The 19,774-nt window shown below is 44.0% G+C and carries 23 protein-coding genes, 1 pseudogene and 1 riboswitch; of the genes and pseudogenes, 7 read left to right on the top strand and 17 right to left on the bottom strand.

Going from position 1 to position 19,774, the window contains the following annotated elements; all coding sequences use genetic code 11:
* The coding region (locus BTA30_RS21735; RefSeq protein WP_076764056.1) for a diglucosyl diacylglycerol synthase at positions 1 to 1,076 on the top strand (1,076 nt) is incomplete at its 5' end.
* A 53-nt stretch (positions 1,077 to 1,129) separates the two neighbouring features.
* Here the strand turns inward: BTA30_RS21735 and BTA30_RS21730 are convergent.
* Positions 1,130 to 1,819, bottom strand: coding sequence for an AIM24 family protein (locus tag BTA30_RS21730; RefSeq protein WP_076764054.1), 690 nt, complete (start codon positions 1,817 to 1,819; stop codon positions 1,130 to 1,132).
* Positions 1,820 to 2,105: 286 nt separating this feature from the next.
* On the opposite strand from BTA30_RS21730, the gene cspD reads away from it, so the two are divergent.
* Positions 2,106 to 2,306 carry a cold-shock protein CspD gene (cspD, locus tag BTA30_RS21725; RefSeq protein WP_076764051.1) on the top strand — a complete coding sequence of 67 codons (201 nt, stop codon included), beginning with the start codon at positions 2,106 to 2,108 and terminating at the stop codon, positions 2,304 to 2,306.
* 55 nt (positions 2,307 to 2,361) lie between these two features.
* On the opposite strand, the gene BTA30_RS21720 is transcribed toward cspD, so the two are convergent.
* Positions 2,362 to 2,544: a hypothetical protein gene (locus BTA30_RS21720; protein ID WP_003182837.1), complete on the bottom strand. Its 183-nt coding sequence runs from the start codon at positions 2,542 to 2,544 to the stop codon at positions 2,362 to 2,364.
* A 159-nt stretch (positions 2,545 to 2,703) separates the two neighbouring features.
* Between BTA30_RS21720 and BTA30_RS21715 the strand changes: the two genes are divergently transcribed.
* Complete coding sequence (locus BTA30_RS21715; RefSeq protein WP_076764049.1) at positions 2,704 to 2,970, top strand: DUF2564 family protein; 267 nt, start codon at positions 2,704 to 2,706, stop codon at positions 2,968 to 2,970.
* A gap of 36 nt (positions 2,971 to 3,006) precedes the next feature.
* On the opposite strand, the gene BTA30_RS21710 is transcribed toward BTA30_RS21715, so the two are convergent.
* Together BTA30_RS21710 and BTA30_RS21705 are read right to left on the bottom strand one after the other, a co-directional pair.
* Positions 3,007 to 3,192, bottom strand: coding sequence for a zinc-finger domain-containing protein (locus BTA30_RS21710; protein WP_076764047.1), 186 nt, complete (start codon positions 3,190 to 3,192; stop codon positions 3,007 to 3,009).
* A pseudogene (locus BTA30_RS21705) lies at positions 3,185 to 3,866 on the bottom strand (reverse transcriptase-like protein). Before BTA30_RS21705 ends, BTA30_RS21710 begins: the two are co-directional and overlap by 8 nt.
* Positions 3,867 to 3,941: 75 nt before the next feature.
* Between BTA30_RS21705 and BTA30_RS21700 the strand changes: the two are divergent.
* Genes BTA30_RS21700 through sspL form a run of 3 tightly spaced genes read left to right on the top strand, consistent with a single transcriptional unit; the run spans position 3,942 to position 5,211 of the window.
* Positions 3,942 to 4,643: a queuosine precursor transporter gene (locus BTA30_RS21700; RefSeq protein WP_076764043.1), complete on the top strand. Its 702-nt coding sequence runs from the start codon at positions 3,942 to 3,944 to the stop codon at positions 4,641 to 4,643.
* Positions 4,633 to 5,031, top strand: a complete 399-nt coding sequence (locus BTA30_RS21695; protein WP_076764041.1) for a reverse transcriptase-like protein — start codon at positions 4,633 to 4,635, stop codon at positions 5,029 to 5,031. The genes BTA30_RS21700 and BTA30_RS21695 overlap by 11 nt, the downstream gene beginning before the upstream one ends.
* A gap of 42 nt (positions 5,032 to 5,073) precedes the next feature.
* A complete protein-coding gene (gene sspL / locus BTA30_RS21690; protein ID WP_006636336.1) occupies positions 5,074 to 5,211 on the top strand; it encodes a small, acid-soluble spore protein L in 138 nt (45 codons plus the stop codon).
* A gap of 12 nt (positions 5,212 to 5,223) precedes the next feature.
* Here the strand turns inward: sspL and BTA30_RS21685 are convergent, their stop codons facing one another.
* From BTA30_RS21685 to BTA30_RS23500, 13 genes are all read right to left on the bottom strand, one after another.
* Positions 5,224 to 6,111 (bottom strand): 5'-3' exonuclease, encoded by an 888-nt coding sequence (locus BTA30_RS21685; RefSeq protein WP_076764039.1) that lies wholly within the window; start codon positions 6,109 to 6,111, stop codon positions 5,224 to 5,226.
* A 93-nt stretch (positions 6,112 to 6,204) separates the two neighbouring features.
* On the bottom strand, positions 6,205 to 6,354 hold the full coding sequence (locus BTA30_RS23505; protein WP_094777376.1) for a hypothetical protein: 150 nt from the start codon (positions 6,352 to 6,354) through the stop codon (positions 6,205 to 6,207).
* A gap of 78 nt (positions 6,355 to 6,432) precedes the next feature.
* A complete protein-coding gene (locus tag BTA30_RS21680) occupies positions 6,433 to 6,702 on the bottom strand; it encodes a YpbS family protein (protein ID WP_076764036.1) in 270 nt (89 codons plus the stop codon).
* Between the two features lie 62 nt (positions 6,703 to 6,764).
* Positions 6,765 to 10,334, bottom strand: a complete 3,570-nt coding sequence (gene dynA, locus BTA30_RS21675; protein ID WP_076764034.1) for a dynamin GTPase — start codon at positions 10,332 to 10,334, stop codon at positions 6,765 to 6,767.
* A 138-nt stretch (positions 10,335 to 10,472) separates the two neighbouring features.
* Positions 10,473 to 10,562: a Fur-regulated basic protein FbpC gene (gene fbpC / locus BTA30_RS21670; RefSeq protein ID WP_076764032.1), complete on the bottom strand. Its 90-nt coding sequence runs from the start codon at positions 10,560 to 10,562 to the stop codon at positions 10,473 to 10,475.
* Positions 10,563 to 10,627: 65 nt separating this feature from the next.
* Positions 10,628 to 11,131, bottom strand: coding sequence for an isoprenylcysteine carboxyl methyltransferase family protein (locus BTA30_RS21665; RefSeq protein WP_076764030.1), 504 nt, complete (start codon positions 11,129 to 11,131; stop codon positions 10,628 to 10,630).
* Position 11,132: 1 nt separating this feature from the next.
* Positions 11,133 to 12,236 carry a type III polyketide synthase gene (locus BTA30_RS21660; RefSeq protein WP_076764027.1) on the bottom strand — a complete coding sequence of 368 codons (1,104 nt, stop codon included), beginning with the start codon at positions 12,234 to 12,236 and terminating at the stop codon, positions 11,133 to 11,135.
* 43 nt (positions 12,237 to 12,279) lie between these two features.
* Positions 12,280 to 12,831 (bottom strand): GNAT family N-acetyltransferase, encoded by a 552-nt coding sequence (locus tag BTA30_RS21655; RefSeq protein ID WP_076764025.1) that lies wholly within the window; start codon positions 12,829 to 12,831, stop codon positions 12,280 to 12,282.
* An 88-nt stretch (positions 12,832 to 12,919) separates the two neighbouring features.
* On the bottom strand, positions 12,920 to 14,236 hold the full coding sequence (locus tag BTA30_RS21650; RefSeq protein ID WP_076764023.1) for a nucleobase:cation symporter-2 family protein: 1,317 nt from the start codon (positions 14,234 to 14,236) through the stop codon (positions 12,920 to 12,922).
* Complete coding sequence (gene xpt / locus BTA30_RS21645; protein WP_076764021.1) at positions 14,233 to 14,817, bottom strand: xanthine phosphoribosyltransferase; 585 nt, start codon at positions 14,815 to 14,817, stop codon at positions 14,233 to 14,235. The genes BTA30_RS21650 and xpt overlap by 4 nt, the downstream gene beginning before the upstream one ends.
* 120 nt (positions 14,818 to 14,937) lie before the next feature.
* A riboswitch (purine riboswitch) is annotated at positions 14,938 to 15,037 on the bottom strand.
* A gap of 139 nt (positions 15,038 to 15,176) precedes the next feature.
* Positions 15,177 to 16,679 (bottom strand): carboxypeptidase M32, encoded by a 1,503-nt coding sequence (locus BTA30_RS21640; RefSeq protein WP_076764018.1) that lies wholly within the window; start codon positions 16,677 to 16,679, stop codon positions 15,177 to 15,179.
* Between the two features lie 114 nt (positions 16,680 to 16,793).
* Positions 16,794 to 18,707, bottom strand: coding sequence for an ATP-dependent DNA helicase (locus BTA30_RS21635; protein ID WP_076764015.1), 1,914 nt, complete (start codon positions 18,705 to 18,707; stop codon positions 16,794 to 16,796).
* A 104-nt stretch (positions 18,708 to 18,811) separates the two neighbouring features.
* The gene (locus BTA30_RS23500; protein WP_094777375.1) at positions 18,812 to 18,988 is read right to left on the bottom strand and encodes a hypothetical protein; all 177 of its coding nucleotides are present in this window, start codon (positions 18,986 to 18,988) and stop codon (positions 18,812 to 18,814) included.
* A 176-nt stretch (positions 18,989 to 19,164) separates the two neighbouring features.
* Here BTA30_RS23500 and BTA30_RS21630 point away from each other — a divergent pair, with 176 nt between their 5' ends.
* Positions 19,165 to 19,470 (top strand): hypothetical protein, encoded by a 306-nt coding sequence (locus BTA30_RS21630; protein ID WP_076764013.1) that lies wholly within the window; start codon positions 19,165 to 19,167, stop codon positions 19,468 to 19,470.
* Positions 19,471 to 19,774 lie beyond the last annotated feature (304 nt).

Here is a 19,774-nt window from a genome sequence, read left to right as displayed (position 1 = left end):
ACAAAGAGTGTGAAAGGCTCGGTTTTAAGAATGTAACTGTTTCGAATTTGTATCAAGAATCAAATCCGATTGTGTCTGATATTACCCAATATCTTTACCTGAAAAGTTTTTCAATCGGAAAGCAGTTTTATCGCCTTTTTTACTATGGTGTCGATAAAATTTACAATAAAAGAAAATTTAATATTTATTTTAAGATGGGAAACAAGCGGCTTGACCAGCTGGTTAAAAAACATCAGCCCGATATCATCATCAATACGTTTCCGATGATCGTCGTGCCTGAATATAGAAGAAGAATGGGTAAAGTAATACCGACATTTAACGTCATGACTGATTTCTGCCTTCATAAAATTTGGGTTCACGAACACATCGATAAATACTATGTGGCGACTGATTATGTGAAGGAAAAACTGCTGGAAATCGGAACTCACCCAAGTCATGTCAAAATCACAGGCATCCCGATCCGCCGGCAGTTTGAAGAAGAAATGGACAAAGAAAAGATCTATGCTAAGTATCAGCTTTCTTCAGATAAAAAGATCTTGCTGATCATGGCGGGCGCCCACGGAGTTCTTAAAAATGTAAAGGAACTGTGTGAATCCCTCGTGACGAAAGAAAACGTCCAAGTCGTAGTCATTTGCGGAAAAAACACGCTGTTAAAAACTTCATTGGAAGAGATTGAAGCCATGCATCCTGAAAAACTGAAAACGCTCGGATATATCGAAAGAATTGACGAGCTGTTCAGGGTCGCAGACTGCATGATCACAAAACCAGGCGGAATCACACTTACAGAAGCAACCGCAATCGGCGTACCTGTCATCTTGTACAGACCGGTGCCTGGACAGGAGAAAGAAAATGCCTTGTTCTTCGAAGACAGAGGCGCTGCCATCGTCGTAAACCGTCATGAGGAGATCCTTGAATCCGTCTCTTCCCTTTTGGCAGACGAACAAAGATTAAACGAAATGAAAAAGAATATTAAAAGTCTGCACTTATCCAATTCATCTGAAGTCATCTTAACCGATATTGTTGAGCAGTCTGAGATCATCATGAATAAAAAGCAGGCTGTAAGGGCTCTATCCTAAGCGCCCGCTAAGAAAAAAACACTTGTTTCGGCAAGTGTTTTTTTCTATTGGATTTAAGACTCCGCATAATACACTTCTTCATATGGCTGAACAACCACAAATCCGGTTCCTGAAAACTTCATTTGGATCGATTCGCCGCTTCCCCTGCCGATGAAAGTCTTGAACGAAACATCTGTGACGAATTCAGGCTGAAGACCACCCGACCAGGCCACAGTAGCGTTTGGATCAGTATAAACTGGACTGCCCGGCGAAACGATCAGGGTGAGCGGTTCATAATGGCTTGTGATCGCCGCCATCCCCGTACCTTCAAGTTTGATGTTAAAAAGGCCGCCGGCAAGCATGCCTGAGATTTTTTTCATGAGCTTGATGTCCCACTTGATAGCCGGTTCAAATGCCAAAAGATCATTTCCATTCACAAAAATGGCATCATCATTCAGATTTAAAATGGATATCTTTTTCCCCTGGTCAGCGAGGTACAATTTCCCGTCCCCTTCTGCCTTCATCAGTGAAGCGCCTTCCCCGCTGAATACTTTTTTCATCATGCGTCCAAGCCCATGCTCAAACACGCCTTCACGTTCAAATTTGATTTTCCCCCTGTAGGAAATCATTGAACCGGCTTTTGCCCATACTTTCCCATCAAGATTGACTTCAAGCAGGCGCGGTGTTTCAAGTTCAAACAACCCTTCCCCTTTATCTTCCTGCTTGGTTTTTTCGACAAATTCATTAATCGAATAACGATTCATGGTTATCACTCCTATTCCTCTTCATAAATTTACGGTTTTCTTATATACGGATGGACGCATTTGTTTGTTTCGTTTGAATACGGGGAAAATGAGCATGAATGGCCATAAAATTGAAAACGATTTCAACAAAATTCCTAAAAACAGCATAAAAGTTCATTTTTTTCTCTTGACAGCTTGACGCGTCCTTGTAGATAGTGTATAGTGAAACCATCATTTAGCAGAACACGCTAGATGATGAAAATTTTTTTTAGCACTCTGTGCTACAGTACTAGGAGGATTAAGCAATATGCAAAATGGTAAAGTAAAATGGTTTAACAATGAAAAAGGCTTCGGCTTCATCGAAGTTGAAGGCGGAGACGATGTATTCGTTCACTTCACTGCAATCGAAGGTGATGGATACAAGTCTTTAGAAGAAGGACAAGAAGTTTCTTTCGAAATTGTTGAAGGTAATCGTGGACCTCAAGCATCTAACGTTGTAAAGATTTAACAGACTGAAGACAAAATGAGACTTCAAAATAAGAGGAGAGGCATTTATGCCTCTCCTATTTAATTTTCAGCTGAATTTCAATGGCCAGAATATTTTGCTTCAGCCTTTGTTCGATTTCCTCAATATTCTTCTCCAAAGAGGGGCGGCCCTTTTTCGCGATATCAACAAGCTGTTCTAGATCTTTATATACCTCCACAAATGTCTTGTGAAGGACGGTTTGCAATTCATTGCTCTCCACTGTCACAGGCTCCTTTTTTATAAGATACCTAAAATAGTAATATTGACTTATATTTTTCAGGTTCAATAGTTATATCGGATTAATTTTATTATATTTGTTCTTTTTTTGCACATAATATTGCCTGTTTTTATAAAAAATAATCACTGGAGGTGTATGATCATGAATTCAGAACATCGCGGGGACATCAAAACGGGGTTCAATCAGCGAAAGCAGCTTGAATTAGCCGTTGAAACCGCCCAAAAAACGACGGGCATGGCGACAAGACAAAACAGCTCCACCTTGCTGAAATCGGCTTATCAATCGATTGAAGACGCCAGACAGCTCTCACAGGCTGAAGAATTATCCGCGTTGGATGAAGCCTTTTTAAATCAGCAGCTGGCGATATTGAATGATTGTCAGCACCAGCTTGATGAAGCACAGCATTAAAAGCAAAAAAACCGCATTTAAGCGGTTTTTTGTCTGTCAGTGTTTATTTGTCAGCACTTCTCCATACGTGCGGAGCTTTTCTCCGACTGTGCATGTTGAAATGCAAAATGCATGGGCATACGTTTTTCCGTATTCTTTTCTAAAATGTTTTTTGATAAAACACCCTTCACAATAGGTATCCTGCAAATTTGTCAGTTCCTTAAAGATCTCCTTCTTATCCAAGGTTTTCATCTCCGTTATTTGTCTAGTTTCATGCGGCTTTCCACAATGGTATGCTCAAGCATCTTTTTCGCAAGCTGATCCGCTTCCTTATTGTCTTTGCGGCTGATTTGGATATAGGTCGGCGTGAGCTTTAATTTATGGAGCTGCTTTTCGATTTTGTCCAGCCATTTCGAGTGAACCGGGTCATAACACGGCCAGTTTCCTTCGAGCTGGTTCAATACGACAAGCGAATCTCCTTTAATGACGACAGAATTTCTGCTGGCGCCGAGGTCTCTCAGCTCGTTTACAGCTTCATAAAGAGCAGCATATTCCGCTTCGTTGTTCGTCGTCAGACGAAAGCTTTTATTCTTTCTTAACCGATACATTTCCCCGCCGAGAGAATAATAAATCACAATGCCCAAACCGGCAAGCTGGCTTTCTTTATCATAGCTCCCGTCAAAAAACACCGTAATTTCATCAGGTTCATGCGCCAGTTCTTCTTTTAATTTTTCAAGTTCTTTCAATGTCCAGAAGCTTCCCTTCTCATCCTCAAACTCAAGCTCTGTGACATATGGATTTTGAGAAAATTGACGGCCGAAAACCACGGCATCTTTTACTTCTATCCAATCGTCAGCCGTAAAAGAAACGGATGCAGATGCCTTCATTTTTATTTTCATGCATGCTCTAAGTTTCACAAAATCACCTTTATTCAAATGATGGCTTGATATGCTATAATCTAAACAGTTTATTCAGAAAGGAAGTACCTGTTCTTGTTTAATGAGATATTATGGATTAGTTTTGCGATCATTAATTTTATCATTGTTCTCTTCTTTTTTAAACGATTTGGCAAAACCGGTTTATTTGTCTGGATCGGATTTGCCACAGTCGCAGCCAATATTGAAGTCGCGAAAACAGTCGAGCTGTTCGGCCTGACCTCAACACTCGGCAATATCATGTACGGCAGCGTATTTTTCGCGACCGATATCATCAATGAAAGATACGGCAAAAAAGAAGCGAAAAAAGCCGTTGCTCTTGGTTTTTTCATCCTCATCAGCCTGACTGCCGTCATGCAGGGAGCACTCCTCTTTGAGCCGCACCCGGAAGACATCGCACAGCCGGCGCTTGAGACGATATTCGGATTTTTGCCGCGCGTTGCGCTCGGGAGCCTGCTTGCCTATATCATCAGCCAAACACTTGATGTTTATGTATATTCGGGGATCAGAAGGTTATTTCCTTCCGATCGTGCATTATGGCTGCGCAACAGCGGCAGCACAGCTGTCAGCCAGCTTCTCGATACATTTATTTTTACAAGCGTCGCCTTTATCGGCACATATCCGTTTGATGTATGGGTGGAGATTTTTATCACCACTTACGCGTTAAAATTTGTCGTTGCTCTTTTCGCAGCACCTTATGCTTATGCTGCCAAAAAGATCACCCCTTTGGATGAAAGGAGTGAAAAAAATGCCTGTTGAAGTGTATGTTGATGGAGCAAGCGCCGGTGATCCAGGCCTTTCCGGACTGGGCATCTTTATCAAAAATGGCGGGAAATCTGAATCGTTTTCCCTTCCCGCCGGCCGCTTAAGCAATCACGAAGCTGAATTTATGGCGCTGATCGAAGGGATGAAACTCTGTGCTGAAAGACAGTATCGGATTGTTTCGTTTCGTACCGATTCTCAGATCGTTGAACGAGCGGCAGATTTGGAATTCGTTAAAAACGAGGCGTACAAGCCTTATCTTGCTGACATTCTCCGCTTAAAATCCCATTTTGATTTGTTTTTTATTAAGTGGGTCCCTTCAAAAGCAAACCAGACAGCGGACAAGCTGGCGAAAAAAGCGATTTTGCTGAATCAATCCGAGTAAAAGCTTCTCCCTTTGAGCATGATAAGTCTTGAGGTGGTTAATGTGGAAAAGCAGAAGCCTGCCGGGAAAGGGCGTCTGACCGGCGGTGTCACTCCGCAGGGAGACATTGAAATGAACCGGCACACCGATCCAAAAACCGAGCTTGAAAACCGTGCGAAAAAAAGCAATACAAAACATTAGAGAGATCGATTTTTAGCCGATCTCTCTTTTTTCCATTTTCGCAAGCAGCGGCTCAATTCCTCTGATCTGATGCAGCCTCAGCATGTTTCTGGCCCTGTCATGCGATAACGTAAAATCCGCTTCTTCCAATGAGCAGGAAAGCGGAACATCACATTTGATTTCAGCAAGTATTCTTGACAGTTTCAGGTCTTCGAGATTTTCTGTTATTTTCGTTTGCTGGCCTTTAGTCAGCCGGCTTACGTTTTCAAGCAGCTGTTCAATGGTCGAATATTCCCTGATCAGTTTGTAGGCCGTTTTTTCGCCGATCCCTTTAACACCCGGATAATTATCGCTCGGATCACCCATCAGCGCTTTAATATCGATCAAAGCCAGCGGCTCGATGCCGGTTTCCTCCATAAAGGTTTCTTTCGTATACACTTTGTAGTTGCCGATGCCTTTTTGCATCAATGCCACTTTTACAGTCCCTTCCAAAAGCTGAAGCAGATCTTTATCTCCTGTGACGATTGTAATGTCCGCTTCTTCACGGAACAGCGCTGACAGCGTACCGATGCAGTCATCCGCTTCAAATCCTGCGAGGCCGATATTCAAAACGCCCAGCTCTTCTGCGGCTTCTTTTGCCATGTCAAATTGCGGAATTAATTCAAGCGGCGGCTCGCCGCGGTTTGCTTTATAATCCTTAAATAAATCATTTCGGTATGTTTTGCTTCCCATATCCCAGCAGCAGACGACATGACTCGGTTCAAACGCCGCCACTGCGGTCAGCAGATGTTTCAAAAAGCCGTGAACACCGTTTGTGGGAATTCCCTTGTCATTCATCATAAAATTGCGGTGAACCGCTGTCGCAAAGAATGACCGGAATAACAGCGCCATCCCGTCAACAAGCAGCAACTTCTTTTTCATCACGAAAACTTCCTTTCATCATACAATGCACCTATTGTACCACAGGAGCAAAAATGATGAAAACAGCGTCAAAGGACGCTGTTTTGAATGTCTTTATTTTTCATGTTTTTTCTTGTTTGAGATCATCTTTGCAGCTTCCATCTGCGCATAAGATTCGGTAGAAAACTCGGTATTAAAGCCGTTTTTCTTTTTGGCGTTGTTGTTTCGCTGCGCATTTGCATTGCCAAGCTTTGTTCTTCCCATTGTCCTTCACCTCCAGCGGGCGGTTCAGGTCTATTGTTTGCAAAAAGGCCCGAATCCACTCACGGAAGGATCAGCCAGCTATTGGCCGGCGTTTTTTCGGCTGACGTATTCCTCGACCATTTCTTGAGAGACCAGCCGTCTTTTCGGGACGATCCCTTTCTTGGACAGCTCATTCATTTTCACTGTAATTTGATTGATGCGGTCTGTGGAAAATGGTTCTTTTCGTTCACACTTGGCAACGGCCTCGTCTATCGCTTTTTCACGTTCCTGTTCCAGGAGGACGAACTCGCTTATTTGCTGGTGCTGTTTTTTTGAATGTGCAGTAATCGCTTCATGAACGTTTGTCATCGTTTTAAATCCCTTCTTTTTTATTCAGTCTACCATGCTTTTGGTGCAGCCACCATCAATGGTTATGATTCAATCTCACGGAGCCATTTGTTTGCAGCGGTATATGCCTTTTCGATGTTATCCCTGTCACCGCTTTCCAAAGGCTCGTGAAAATACGTTTCTTTTTGCTCCTTGATCTGTTCCGCAGCTGTTTGAGATACGGACTTCTGCAAAAGTTCGGCGCTTTTTTGGCAGCGGCTGAAAAAGGCCTGTTTTTCATGTCGAATCCAGCCGGCCGTGATGTCGGAAAGCTTTGAAGCGAGCGATTCGATCAATCTCGCCTTTCCATTTTGCTGAAAAAACGCTTTTGGAGTTTTGAATTTTTTCAGCTCATCAGCAAATGCTCTTTCATCTGCTGCAGCCTCAGCCGTATCCCAGCTGTCTGTTTGAGGAGGCTCTGGTGCGATATGAACAGAAAAGTAAGCATTATCAGCCAGCTTTTGCCGGATTGTCCCTGCCCACTGTTCATCAGCATACTTAACCACCATGTTTTCAATGCGAATGTCGAGCGCTTTTAATTCCTGCAAAAATTCAAATTCATACTCTTTCAGACAGCTTTTCAAAGCTTTTTGCAGATTATCCTGCCAATTCCCGTTTTGCAGACCGGGATGAATGGCTGCTTTAAACAAATCGTGCGCATAATAAGAAAGACGCTGCCTCATATAATAAAATTGCTCTTCAATATCCTTTTCGGCCAGCTGAAAAATGGAAGATCCCTTATTTACCTCATCAATGGCGGAGCATGCTGCTTGAAAAGCTTTCTCGATTTGCTTTTTCTCCGCTTCCTCCTCTTTGACGGAACGGTGCAAAGAACGGCGGAGCTGAATCACTGTATCACAAAGCTTTTTGCCTTCATATAGCAGCTGATCGACAGCCGCTTTTGTCAAACCGTTTTCGATAAATTCATCGAGCTCTTTCTTAAGGCGGCTGAAATCATTGAAAGGCGATGATTTTCCGCTCAGTTCCTGTTTGCTAGAGACATGGTAAAAATGCGGGTTTTGAATCCCTTCTTTGAGCAGTTCTCCCCTTACGTAGGCTTCAACCGTTTCCAATTCGCCGGCACTTTCCGCAAGATCTGCCGCGTTTAGAATAAAAAACATTTTATCCATGCTGAAAGCGTCTTTGATTAATCCGAGCTTCCGCAAAAACGAGCGGTCCGCTTTTGAAAACGCATGCTGATAGTAAGTTAAGTAAAGGAGGGCGTCAGCGTCTTTGATGTACTGAAAAGCGAGCTCAGTATGCCGTTTATTCATACTGCTGGCGCCCGGCGTATCGACGATTGTAATCCCTTTATTCGTGACAGGTGAATGTAAATAAACGGTTACTTCACGGACGGCGCAAGCCGTCTCCTCTTCAGCGACATATGGCTCAAGTTCGCCCGCGGATATTGTTAATATGTCCTGGTCTGCAATATATTGGCCGAAGCGTTCATATGCCTTTAGAAAGTTCTCTGTGATGATGCGTTCATCATGATGAAGCATGCCTTTTTGCAATAGTTTTTCGAGCTTCTCGACAAGAGTTTTGCCTTTTATTTCCGACATTTTCCCATCTAAAAGCTGATCCAGTTCGGCGGTGATCTCCGTTTCTGTTTTAAACGTCACATCAGCCGTCCCGTCTTGTTTTGTTCCCTGTGGTTTTGTGATTTTATTAATCGTCGCCGTCGTCGGTGTCGGAGATGACGGAAGGACTTTTCGTACGCAAAGCGCGTTTGCAAAAGAAGATTTGCCAGAGCTGAAAGCCCCGAAAAGCGCCAATGTAAACTGTCTTGAATGGAGCCGCTCTGTTTTTGCCAAAAATGCTTCCCTCTGCTTGTTTAAGACCGGGATGCCCTCTAAATACCGGGCGAGATTCTCAAACAGTGCCATATATTCCGAAACGCTCTTTGCATCTCTTAATGTCTGCTCACGCCTGTTTTGTTCATGAAGATTCATGCTGTCATCAGCCGTTTCGGTTTCAAGCGGTTTTTGCAGCGCTATTTTTTCGGCCGCATACCAGTCTTCCGCTTGACCGCCGTCATCCCTCCCGTTTTCCCATTGATCCCAGATCAGATTCGCTTTTTCATATGATAGGCGCTGCTCTGTCAGCCGTTCTTCCAATCCGGAGAGAGCCGCTTTCTCCTTTTCATACTCGGCTTTTGCCGACTCAAACTTGCGCTCTTCCTTTTCTGCTATGAGGCTTTTGAGCTGTTCAAGGAGCTGCTTGGCGCTGCCTTTCGCCTCTCTTCTGATGTTTTCGGCCAATTCCTTTGTATAGTTCAACACATATTCAGGCGTAAGTTCCGCCCCTTTTTTCAGCGGACGAAGCAAATGGGTTTCATCGATTTTTGTGCTGAATTGAAGGATGTGCTGCAGCAGTTGATCACTCTTTATTTCAAATCGGTTCATAAACGTTTTACACGCTTCAATGATATGCCAGTCGATTTCAGCCTGAACCCTTTTTTGGACGTCTGCAAGAAAAGCTTCTTTGCGCTTTTCTTTTTCCTCAAGCGTTTTTGTTTTACTAAAAATAAGTCCTTTTTTAAAGCCTTTTTCGCTTGATTCCAAATATGATTTCGCAAGCTCCCTCATATCAAACGGGGTCAAATTCGCGTTTTTGATGATGGTCTGCACTTCTTTTTGAAATGATTCGCCCGTTCGTTTTTGTTGCTCTGCTGATTCGGCCAGCTGCTCTTCCAGCGACTGGACTTTTTCGGCCAAAGAAGCGGCTTCCTCAGATAAGGATGAATCCCCATCACTGATGAGCATCTCAACATGCTCATCAATCAACCGTGTCACTTTTTGCTCCGTGTATGTGAATAATTGCAGCTTCGTTTGATTTTGCAGGCGGTTCAGCAATTCACGCAGCCGGGTGAATTCATTAAGCGGATGATCTTTTTCTGTGACAGAGGTAAAAAAGAGATGCTCTTCACTGATTCCCTCTTTTAGCAGCATATCAAGGACCTGTTTTTTATAGCCTTGAAAATCTGTTTCTGTTTCATCATGACGGTCAATTTGGTTGACGACGAAATAAACATTCGGAATTTTCCCTTTTATTAAACGAAGAAAATTCACATTTTCTTCAGAATGGACATGGTTATAATGCACAACATAAAACAGTGTATCTGCCTGGTGCAAAATAGATGATGCCGACAGAAAATGAGCATCATCTGTGGAATCGATTCCAGGTGTGTCGATCAGAACGGCTTGTGGCGCTATCCCGGAAAATGGCCCTTCGATTTCCACCATTTCGATTTGGCTCCCATCCTTACAGTACGCCTGCACTTTCTGTTTATCATAAGCGCCCTGCAACTCGGCGTATCTGCCGTCTGTCGTATGAAGCGCTGTTTTCAATTCTCCGCGGCGGACCATGACGAGATTCGCGCTCGTCGGAATCGGACTTGCCGGTAAAACGTCTTCCTGAAGAAGCGTGTTCAGCATAGAAGATTTTCCTGCTGAATAATGGCCGGTAAAAGCGATGTACACTTCTTCGCGCGTCCATTTTCGGATGATCCCCGCCAGCTGGGCTGCCCGCATTTCATCCCCGTTTTTCTTCAGCTCGCTGAACACAGCTCCGGCTCTTTTCATGAGATCGTCTTTTGTGTTTATATGTGCCATGATTCCTACCCCTTTTAAGCGTTGTTTTATATATTCAGCCCCTTTCCCCCATTTTACACAACATTTGTGTATTTTTGTTCACAATTGAAAGAAAACATGAAAAAAGCTGCCTTCATAGCAGCTTCATCTCTATTTATTTTATGCGGAACGTTTTGCGATTCCTTTTAGCACAAATCCAATCAATACGCTGTATGTACAAACAGCTGCGAGCAGAAAAAACATCGTCATAAATGTTCACCATCCTATAATGAGAATGCTTTTCATTACCATTATACATAAAATGAGAATCATTTTCAATGACACCATTCTTTCAATGCCCGTTCTTCTACACGAATGCGGATCAAAATCAAGACGGCGTTGAAAACCGTAAATAAAACAGCCGTCAAATACGCCTGAAACAGCAGCGGAAGGAGAAATAATTCTAGCGCCACAGCCAAATAATTCGGATGCCTGATCCATTGATAAGGCCCTTTACGAATAAGATCGGTTTTGGGGATGACGAGAACTTTTGTATTCCAGCATCTCCCCAAAGAAAAGAGCGACCAGTAGCGCAGTCCCTGGGTAAGGACAAGCGCTGTCAAAACGAGCGCCGGAAAGGGTGTCATTCCGCGTTGAAAAACGGCTGTTTCCCAAATGAAAGAAATGAAAAAGAGCACGTGCATCGCTACGATGAACGGGTAGTGGCGTTTTCCATATTCGACGGCCCCCTGCTTGATCGCGTTTTTTTCATTCCGCTTGGCGACTCCGAGTTCAATAAGCCGCTGTGTGATAAATATGATCAAAATCGTCCAAAACATGTCAACCACTCGCTTTTTTGTTCCACTTCATTAAAAGAAGTTCTGATGAAAACCCGGGGCCAAGCGCTCCTAATAGGCCAAACCTCCCCGGCTGGGGACAGTTGTTTAGCATATCATCTTTTATGACATACATGACAGTCGCTGATGACATATTTCCGTGTTTCGCCAATATCCGCCGTGAACTTTCGAGATGTTTTTCTGAGAAGCCGAGACTTTCAATGTATGCATCAAGCACTTTTTTTCCTCCAGGATGGGCGAGAAAAACTTGAATATCTTCAAGCCTGACATGTTCCTTTTGAAGAAATGCTTCAGCGTCTTTTTTTAAATTTGTCCTGATCAATGACGGAATATCCCGCGAAAAAACAACTTGAAAACCGCTATTGTTGATCTCCCATCCCATCACATCTTCCGAGTGTTCTAATGTAGTCGATTGAGAGCTCACGACTTCCGGAAGAACTTGAAACCTTGAATCTGCGGTGTCCGCTTCCCTGCCGCACATTAAAACACAGGCAATCCCGTCACCGAATAAAGACGTTCCGATGAGATTGCTTTTCGTCTTATCATGCTTTTGAAATGTTAAACTGCACAATTCTGCCGCGATCACGAGAACAAAAGCCTTCGGAAAAGCTTTGCAGTATTCAAAGGCCCGGGCGATGCCTGACGCTCCTCCCGCACACCCGAGGCCCCAAATGGGAATGCGCTTCGTCCGCTTTGAAAACGGAAGGATATTCATCAGTTTTGCGTCAATGCTCGGCGTTGAAATCCCGGTTGAAGACACAAAAAATATCGCTTCAATTTGTTTAAAAGGGATCTCTTTTTTTAGAAAGCGCTCATCTGCCAAACACTTTGACACAGCATCAGCGCTATGCTGGACAGCCATCTCAATATACGCCTGATTTTTTTCCTGAAAGCTCTTTTCTTCTTTATACCATTCCAAAGGCATGGCAAACTGCCTTGATTCAATCTCTCCATTTTTAAATGAAGCTAGCAGCCGGTCAATGTCTTTAAATGAATCTTTGAACATCTCTCGCGCAAACCCGGCGGCTTGCCATTGATTGACATGACAGCGGGGCACACTTGTTCCTGCCGATACGATATAGGCCATAACACCACCACCTCTATCTAAAGCGTCTCCAAAATTTGCACCTTTATGTGGAACGCTTAAAAAAGCGAGCCATCAGCACTTCATCTTCAAAAACTCCGTTTGAGAGCACCTGCTCCTTCTGAATGCCCTCGATGATAAACCCGTTTTTCTTGTACAGGGAAAGCGCCGCTTCATTTGAGGAAAACACGGTCAGGCACAGTTTATGCAGCTGATGGAGCCTGCACCAGTTGAGGGTGTAAGACATGATTTCTTTACCGATGCCAAGGCCCTGCGCCCTCCTGTGAAGCCAGGTTCTAAAAAGCCCGGTATGCTTTTTCATCTGAAGCTCGCCGCGGATCACCCGCGCGATTCCATAAACCTTCCCATCGATTTCAACGGCGGCATACATATTGTCTTTTTCTCTCATCTCCTGAATAAAGGCCTGTTCTTCCTCAAACGTGCGCGGCCTCTCCTTTTGGATGTAAACACCCGTTTCAATCACGTCTTTGACCGCTTCTATAATGTCAGCAGCATCATCCTGCCTGACGGGGCGGATGACAGCCTCGCCGCCGTCCTTTGTGCTGATGTGTTCGACAAGCTCTTTCACTGTTTTCATCGGATATGCCTCCTCTTCTATACCGATAGTATGTCTTGTGCAGAAGGAGAAAACACACCAAATCAAAAAACCCCACGATCGTGAGGTTTTAAACAGCGGATTTTTCAGTTGGAACGGTTTCATGCCGTTCAGCCGCCCGGGAAAACGGATGAATGTGAAAAATCACATTCAATAAAATGGCGGTAAAGCTTCCTGCGACAATCCCGTTTTCTGTCAGAAGTTTGATGGCGTCAGGGAGATTTTGAAACATCTGCGGTACGACTGTCACACCTAAGCCGATTCCGACTGAGCAGGCAACAATTAAAAGGTTCTCCTGTTTTGCGAAATCAACCCGGCTTAACATTTTGATGCCGTAGGCAATGACCATGCCGAACATCGCCACCATAGCCCCGCCTAATACCGGTTTCGGAATAATCGTTGTCAGTGCGGCGGCTTTTGGAAAAAGCCCCAATAGAATCAGAAATCCTCCCGCAACAGCTATGACGCTGTTTTTTCTGACGCCTGTGAGCTGAACGAGGCCGACGTTTTGCGAATAAGCCGTATATGGGAAAGCATTGAATATGCCGCCGAATAATACGGCAATCCCTTCAGCGCGGTATCCTTTTGCTAAATCTTTCTCCGCCAGCTTTCGGTCTGTCAAATCGCCCAATGCAAAGTAAACGCCTGTGGACTCAACGAGGCTGACGATTAAAACAAGTGTCATCGTAATAATCGGTGTAATCTCGAATACTGGAGTTCCGAAATAAAAAGGATGGATCATCTGCACCCAGCTCGCATTTGCCACTTCAGTGAAATCAACCTTTCCCATCAGACTTGCGGCAGCCGTTCCGACTAGCAGTCCGATCAAAATGGAAATAGATTTCAAAAATCCCATTGTAAAACGGTATAAAAGGACAATCACCAACAAAACTGAAAATGCCAAAGCAAGATTTGACAGCGCACCGAAATCACTGCTGTTTTCACCGCCTGCCATGTTGTTCATAGCGACCGGAATCAGCGTTATACCGATCACCGTCACAACAGATCCGGTGACGACCGGAGGGAAAAAACGGACGAGCTTTCCAAAGAAAAAGGAAAGAATGATGATGATGACACCGCCGGCTATAATGCTTCCATAAATGGCGGGTATTCCGTATTTTGATGCAATGGCAATCATCGGAGAAACTGCTGTAAACGTACATCCCAATACGACGGGCAAACCGATTCCGAAAAAGCGGTTTTTCCAGACTTGGAGCAATGTCGCGATCCCGCACATCAAGATATCCGCAGATACAAGATAAGTGAGCTGTGCCGGAGTCAATCCGAGAGCATCGCCGACAATAAGCGGAACAACGACGGCTCCCGCATACATCGCAAGGACATGCTGAATACTTAGTGAAACGGTTTTAGCGGCTGTGAGTTTCATGAACGAACCTCCTCTAAAAAGGTGACTTTGCCGCCGGCAAGAGATGCGATTCTTGCCAGGGATTCGACTCTGATTCCGAGTTCATCAAGCTCCTTTCGTCCGGACTGGAATGACTTTTCGATCACAATCCCAATGCCGCTGAGCTTTGCCCCGGCCTGTTCAATGATGGAGACGAGGCCCTTTGCGGCTTGTCCGTTCGCCAAAAAGTCATCGATAACAAGAACCTTGTCATCCTTTGACAGATGGCTTGCAGAAATGGCAATCGTACTTTCCGTTTTCTTCGTGAATGAGTATACAGAAGCTGTCAAAAGATTTTCCGTCAATGTGAGAGATTGGCGTTTTCTCGCAAAAATGACCGGCACGCCAAGCTTTAATCCGGCCATGACGGCAGGTGCAATTCCTGAAGATTCAATCGTGACAATCTTTGTAATGCCTTCGCTTTGAAAAAGAGAGGCGAACTCCTCTCCGACAGCCAGCATGAGCTCCGGATCAATTTGATGATTTAAAAAAGAATCAACCTTGAGCACTTCATCAGACAAAACAGTGCCATCCTCTGCAATTTTTCGTTTTAGCTGTTCCATGTATAACCCTCCGTTTATTCAGGTGCCCTTTAATAAAAAAAGCATTGCCCGCTCGTAGATCTCAATCGAGCGGGCAATGCTGAAAAAGACGAAAAGCCGTCTGCTGCTTAAAAGACGTTCGTTTTCCTTTTGCCCACTCATAGTCGGGCATTTACGGTGCCCGGTAGAAACTTGCGTGCCATATCCACGCGATTATATGAGTGATATAATGTATCAAATTATAGCAACTTTCAGGCGGATTGGGAAGACCAAAAACAAAAAATGACGAACTCCATGACTTATTTCTGAGAAAATCGTTCGTATTTAACAGAAAATTCAGATTCAAAAACACCCTCCCCGTTTTCGGGAGGGCTCTTGGATTACAAATACAAGCTTGTATATTTGTCCTCTAAATAGCGAATTAAATAACGTACATTTAACTCTTCACCTGTCGCTGACTTGATCATCTCCAGCGGCTTTTTTCTTTTGCCGTGGACATGGACATGATCTGTCAGCCATTGTCTGATCGGCTGAAAATCACCGTTTTCAATCAGCCGGTCGAATTCCGGAAGGTCATTCAGCATGCTTGATTTCAGCTGGGCCGCATACATATAGCCGAGCGCGTATGAAGGAAAATAACCGAAATCACCGCCCGACCAGTGGACGTCCTGCAATATTCCCTTGGCATCGTCCGGCGGCGTAACGCCAAGATATGCCTCATATTTTTCATCCCACAGCTTCGGAAGATCCTCAACTGCCACTTCACCGCTGAAAATCGCTTTTTCAATTTCATAGCGAATCATAATGTGCAGCGGATATGTCAGCTCATCGGCATCAATTCGAATCAATGAAGGTTTTGATTCATTCACGGCTCTGTAAAAACCATCAGCTGTAACCCCTTCAAATTGTTCTGGACAGGACTCTTTCATTTTATGAAAATAACGTTTCCAGAACCCTTGATGTCTGCCGATAAAGTTTTCGTAAAACAGAGATTGAGATTCGTGGATTCCCATTGAAGCCCCTTCTGATAAATTGGTTCCGCTCAATGCTTCATCAATGTTTTGTTCATAAATGGCATGCCCGCACTCATGAATGGTTCCAAAGACAGCTGAGCGAAAATCGGATTCGTTAAAGGCCGTCGTCACCCGCGCGTCCCCCTGGCTGATCGTCACCTGAAAAGGATGAACCGTTTCATCAAGGCGGCCCGCATCAAAATCATAGCCGAGCTCCTTTAAAAAGAAATGGCATAATTCGCGCTGCTTTTCTTTCGGAAAATGCTCATGTACAAAGCTTGTATCCGGTTTTTTCTGACTTGCAGCGATCTTTTGGGCGAGCGGAACGATCGACTCGCGCAATTCGGCAAAAAGGCTGTCCAAAGTTTCTACCGTAACGCCTGGCTCATATAAATCCAAAAGCGCATTATAAGGATGTCCCTCATATCCCCAATATGTAATAAACCGTTTTTTGAAGTCGATGATTTTCTCCAGATAAGGGGCAAACAGCGAAAAATCAGATGCTTTTTTCGCTTTTTCCCAAACGGATTCGGCTTTGGATGTCAGTGTCGTATATTCTTTAAATTCTTCTTCGGGAATTTTGCTGTTTAAATCATATTCTTTTTTTGCTTCTTCGACCGCTTTCTGCGTATCATGCGGCAAGCTGTCTTTTTGTTCCCATAAATGGTCCAACAGCTCTTTCATCCGCTTTGATGTCCTCATCTGAAAGACGTCTGCGGATAATTGGCCGATCGCTTCAGCACGGTATTCTTCCCCATTTTTCGGAGCACCTGTCCTCATATCCCAGTACATCACATTAATCGCCTGCTCATACTGGCTGATTTTTTTCAATGTTTCTAAAAACTCTTTTTCATATGTATTGATGCTCATATCCTATCCTCCTCTTCCCACGAATTGTAATCAGACTAATGGAAATATTTACGAAAGTCAACTTTTTAGCCGGCAGATAACAAAAAAAGAAAAGCGGAAAAAACCGCTTTTCTTTTAGACAGGCTGAACAGGAAGTACAGCCTCGACCTCTTCCATCACATTCCATTCTTTCATATCCGCTGCATAGATATGGATCGTGCCGCGGTCTTCATTGGACCTGATCAAACGTCCGATGCCTTGGCGCAGTCTTAACAGCATATAAGGAAGGTCGACTTCGCGAAAGGCGTTTTCGACACCGCTCCGTTTTGCTTCAAAGACCGGATCATGAGGCGGAAAAGGAAGCGACCAAATGATGACGTTTTGAAGCGAGGCGCCCGGAATATCAAGCCCTTCCCATAAGTGTACAGAGCATAGAACCGATTCTTCAATGGTTTGAAACTTTTCTACGATTGTACTGATTTCTTCGTCTCCTTCAAAATATACAGGAAACGGAAGGCTTTCCCCGCCGATCTGCTGTTTGAACACCGCAAGCTCCTCAAAAGACGGAAACAGGATCAGCGTTCTTCCCCCGGAGTCTTTCATGCTGTTGACCGCCGCACGCCCTTTATCTACCGCTTCTTCCATGCGGTGGACATACACTTTCATCTGTTCTTCATAATCATAGGGGGAATCAACCGTAAACGATAAGTAGTCGCGAATGCCGAGACTGTTCGCCAAATAATCGAATGAGCCGTTTTCCGATAATGTCGCAGAAGAAAAAATGAACGGAATTTGTTTGGAAAACACTTTTTCTCCAAGAACTTCTGATACCGTCCTCGGCATGACCACAAATGTCGATTCAAGCTCTTTATGTTCAAGCCAGCTGATTGCATTTTTTCTGTAGAGTGAAAGAGAATAGGCCATTTGTTCAAGATATTCCTCGACGACTGTCAAAGCATACTGGTCAATCGTATACAATTCTCCTTCAAAAACGAGCGCTTCGCCGATTTTTTCAAGCAACTCGTAAAGTTCGCCGGCCGTTTTTTTCACTTCGGCATCATCCTTGATGCGCAGTCGGTCTGAACCTTCTGCTTTTTCAGCGTTCTCTGACAGCAAAGCGAAAAATTCATCATTGACGCGGAGCGCTTCTTCAACAAGCTCGGCAAACTCCTCTCTGATCTCATTTCCGAGGAGGCGCTCAAGAAACATCTCCAATGTGGATTGCTTCACTCTGTATGTCAGCGCTTTTTGCGCAGCAAATTCAAGCAGGTGCCCTTCATCAAATACGACCGCACTGTGTTCAGGCAAAAGCGGAAGCTGCCCTTCCCGTTTTCTCGCTTCTTCTGTCCAGACATGCTCCATGTAGAAATCATGAGAACAGATAATAAAATCCGTTGATTTCCGGTAATGGTCTCTTGAGAGCGTCAGCCCGCAGCGGTGTCTCATATCACAAGTGAGACAGTCTTGAAATGAATCATACCCGATGTCGGCCCACTCATCATTTGACAGTGCCGAATATTCCTTTCGGTCTCCGTATGGATAAAATGATTGCATGCCCTGTGATTCATGGACAAATGGCGGAAGCGCCTCATAAAGGTCAAGCCATTTCTCATCATCAGAGCGCTGCATCGTTTTTTCCAGTTTTTTCAGACATAAATATTGATCATGGGATTTGCTGAGCCGTGCATCTATCGTCAGGCCCAGATGCTCTGATATCTTATAAATGTCTCCTTCTTTTTTGACGAGCTGTTCAATCAGCGTCTCATCCGCGCAGGCAATAACCGCCGGCTTGCCCGTATATCTGGCATAGCTGAGCGCAAACAGCAGATAAACAAGCGTTTTTCCGGTTCCGACGCCTGCTTCGGCAAACATCACTTTCTTTTCTTTAAATGCCCGTTCTAATTGAAAAGCCATAAAGATTTGCTCATCCCGTAAATCAAAGCCCTTTTCAGGGAGAATATCGTAAAAGACATCACCGATCCAATTGTTTAGTTCTTCATAAAAGTTTTTTGTTTTTGTTAAAGAAAAAGGCAGACGAGATGCTGTCACCCTGCTCCAACCCCCAACTATCGAGATTTCAGAACTTCTATCCTATCACTATGGCTGCAAGAATTCAACAAGAAAGATTTGTGATGACGATCTGAGGATCTGGACTATTTCCGGTTAATCGAATACGTTAAAAAAGGATGATCTGTTGATTCCATATGGCCGATCGCGTTATGAAGATCTTCCTTTGCATATGTAAGACGCTCTTCGCCAAGATTTTCCAGACTGCTTGCTGACGCCTCCAGTGCCTTTTGAATCATGTGGATGTGTTCGCTGTTTAACATGAAATCACCTCTTTACAAATTGAATAATCCCGAGTATATGCAGGATCATCCCCTTTTATACAGGCTGATTTCACTTTTCCCTTCACATCAAAGCCGGGGAGAGCCGGCATGCATGATCCCCCTGTTTTCTCTAGCATTCAAATCACGATCATATCCAGAAAAAGGACGGTGCTATCATGAAAAACAAGCTTAAGGAAAAAGAAAGCCCTGCCATTTTTGATCCTGATCAACAGAAAACAGCCAAACAAGCTGCCGCTTTGCTGGTGATTTTCCTTGTTTGCGGCACCCCGTTTTATCCGGGATCAGTTTTTATCAAATGCCTTGTTCTTGGCTGTTTGATCTTCATTGTGACGGCTTTTACAGCCATCAGGCTGATCTTTTTTCCAAGCAAACTGACCAAAAAGAAAGATATATTCAACCTTATATTCGGCAGTGCCATATGGATTGTGCTTATCTGTGTTCAGCTTTTCTATAGAAACTGAACACACGCGTTTGATCAAGAACTCTCTCAATTTGATGTTCATAGAGGGCATTTTTACAGACAATGTGCTTTTGATCCAAAGCAACAACCCAATCTATTCCATTTTTTCATCATATCCTGTAGGGAAATTAAAAATTTATAGACTGAGGTGGAAATGTATGTATTATTACGTACCGGTTAAGAAAGATTATTGGGACTATGATTATGATCCTTATAAGAAGCATCATGATCATGAAAAGAAAGACTGCTTCTATTATGATCCTTGCAAGAAACATCATGATCATGAAAAGAAAGACTGCTTCTAT

Source organism: Bacillus swezeyi, from assembly GCF_001969815.1.
Taxonomy (GTDB): Bacteria; Bacillota; Bacilli; order Bacillales; family Bacillaceae; genus Bacillus; species Bacillus swezeyi.
Note: the sequence above shows the minus strand (reverse complement) of the source record. Positions and strands in the feature narration are given on the sequence as shown.

Coding starts and splice junctions, on each gene's coding strand:
- BTA30_RS21665 (WP_076764030.1), bottom strand. CDS start 11,131: ATGTTTTGGACGATTTTGATCATATTTATCACACAGCGGCTTATTGAA.
- BTA30_RS21685 (WP_076764039.1), bottom strand. CDS start 6,111: ATGAAAAAGAAGTTGCTGCTTGTTGACGGGATGGCGCTGTTATTCCGG.
- BTA30_RS21630 (WP_076764013.1), top strand. CDS start 19,165: ATGAAAAACAAGCTTAAGGAAAAAGAAAGCCCTGCCATTTTTGATCCT.
- BTA30_RS23500 (WP_094777375.1), bottom strand. CDS start 18,988: ATGTTAAACAGCGAACACATCCACATGATTCAAAAGGCACTGGAGGCG.
- BTA30_RS21680 (WP_076764036.1), bottom strand. CDS start 6,702: ATGACAAACGTTCATGAAGCGATTACTGCACATTCAAAAAAACAGCAC.
- BTA30_RS23505 (WP_094777376.1), bottom strand. CDS start 6,354: ATGGGAAGAACAAAGCTTGGCAATGCAAATGCGCAGCGAAACAACAAC.
- cspD (WP_076764051.1), top strand. CDS start 2,106: ATGCAAAATGGTAAAGTAAAATGGTTTAACAATGAAAAAGGCTTCGGC.
- BTA30_RS21650 (WP_076764023.1), bottom strand. CDS start 14,236: ATGAAACTCACAGCCGCTAAAACCGTTTCACTAAGTATTCAGCATGTC.
- BTA30_RS21655 (WP_076764025.1), bottom strand. CDS start 12,831: ATGAAAACAGTGAAAGAGCTTGTCGAACACATCAGCACAAAGGACGGC.
- BTA30_RS21640 (WP_076764018.1), bottom strand. CDS start 16,679: ATGAGCATCAATACATATGAAAAAGAGTTTTTAGAAACATTGAAAAAA.
- fbpC (WP_076764032.1), bottom strand. CDS start 10,562: ATGACGATGTTTTTTCTGCTCGCAGCTGTTTGTACATACAGCGTATTG.
- BTA30_RS21730 (WP_076764054.1), bottom strand. CDS start 1,819: ATGAATCGTTATTCGATTAATGAATTTGTCGAAAAAACCAAGCAGGAA.
- BTA30_RS21715 (WP_076764049.1), top strand. CDS start 2,704: ATGAATTCAGAACATCGCGGGGACATCAAAACGGGGTTCAATCAGCGA.
- dynA (WP_076764034.1), bottom strand. CDS start 10,334: ATGGCACATATAAACACAAAAGACGATCTCATGAAAAGAGCCGGAGCT.
- BTA30_RS21660 (WP_076764027.1), bottom strand. CDS start 12,236: ATGGCCTATATCGTATCGGCAGGAACAAGTGTGCCCCGCTGTCATGTC.
- BTA30_RS21695 (WP_076764041.1), top strand. CDS start 4,633: ATGCCTGTTGAAGTGTATGTTGATGGAGCAAGCGCCGGTGATCCAGGC.
- xpt (WP_076764021.1), bottom strand. CDS start 14,817: ATGGAACAGCTAAAACGAAAAATTGCAGAGGATGGCACTGTTTTGTCT.